Origin of the sequence: Vibrio sp. Vb0304, assembly GCF_033338995.1 — a bacterium.
GTDB lineage: Bacteria > Pseudomonadota > Gammaproteobacteria > Enterobacterales > Vibrionaceae > Vibrio > Vibrio alginolyticus.
In genome coordinates this window covers 1-1137 of the sequence record NZ_JAWOTT010000274.1, presented here as the reverse complement: position 1 = coordinate 1137, position 1137 = coordinate 1, and the positions used below count along the sequence as shown (strand labels likewise).

1 protein-coding gene is annotated in these 1137 nt (G+C 47.8%); it reads left to right on the top strand.

Features of this window, described 5'->3' with window-relative positions:
- The coding region (locus tag R7P35_RS25595; protein WP_318093228.1) for a helicase-related protein at positions 1 to 1137 on the top strand (1137 nt) is incomplete at both ends.

Sequence of the window (1137 nt, the reverse complement as noted above, 5' to 3'; positions counted from 1 at the left end):
CGGTTATCGCACTTACCGGACGATGTTGAAGTATGCCCGTTGTATGGTCAGTTGAGCTTTACTGAGCAACAGAAAGCCATCTCTCCTGCAGAAAAAGGTAAGCGCAAAGTCGTATTGGCAACCAACATTGCGGAAACCTCTCTGACAATTGAAGGTATTCGCCTTGTGGTGGATTCTGGTTTGGAGCGTGTTGCGCGTTTTGACTTGAAAAATGGCCTTACACGATTGGAACAAACGCGTATAGCTCAATCGTCAGCCATCCAGCGAGCTGGTCGTGCTGGGCGGATTGAAGAGGGGATTTGCGTTCGCCTCTATTCAGAAAGCCAACTCAAGCAACAGCCACAAGTGCCACAACCTGAGATTTTGCATTCCGATCTTGCGAGCTTGGTAATGGAGCTGGCGTTTTGGGGGACGACCGATATTCATGAGCTAAAATGGCTCGATATTCCTTCTGCTGCTGCGCTGCGACAAGCTAAGCAGTTGTTATTTTCATTAGGGCTTATTACTGAGCAAGGACAACTGACTGCGGAAGGAAAGCAGGCTCATGACTTGGGCGTAGAACCTCGCGCGGCAGCGATGTTAATTAAATCGCAATCCCACAGCGATAAGATGGTAAATGTCGCTTTGGCGGCGGTCGCCCTAATTGAAGAGCCAGAGCGTAATGTAACGAATATCGCACATAGCTTGCATCGTTGGTTGTCCGGTTCTCATCCGAAAAAATCGTTGTTATTGAAGCGCGCACAATCTCTTGCGCATAAACTCGATACCACGTTTAGCCTTCGAGAAGTGGATGAAGATGCATTGCCGTTGGTGTTGAGCTTGGCGTTTCCCGACAGGATCGCTCAGCAACGCGCCAATCAATTTGGTCGCTTTGCACTAGCGAATGGTCATGGTGCAGAATGTCGTCCTGACGATATGTTAGGCGGCTGTGAGTACTTGGTCGCGATTGATCTGATGCGGTCTCATTCCAATTCGAGCCAAATACATTTAGCGTGTGAATTGGACGTCAATATATTGCAAACGACTTTTGATTCGCTATTTTCTACTAAAGAAGTAGTGGATTGGGATGAAAAGAAAGGGCGTTTAGTGGCCGAGAAACAACGAAAACTCGGTCAATTGGTGATTGAAAGGGTGTCA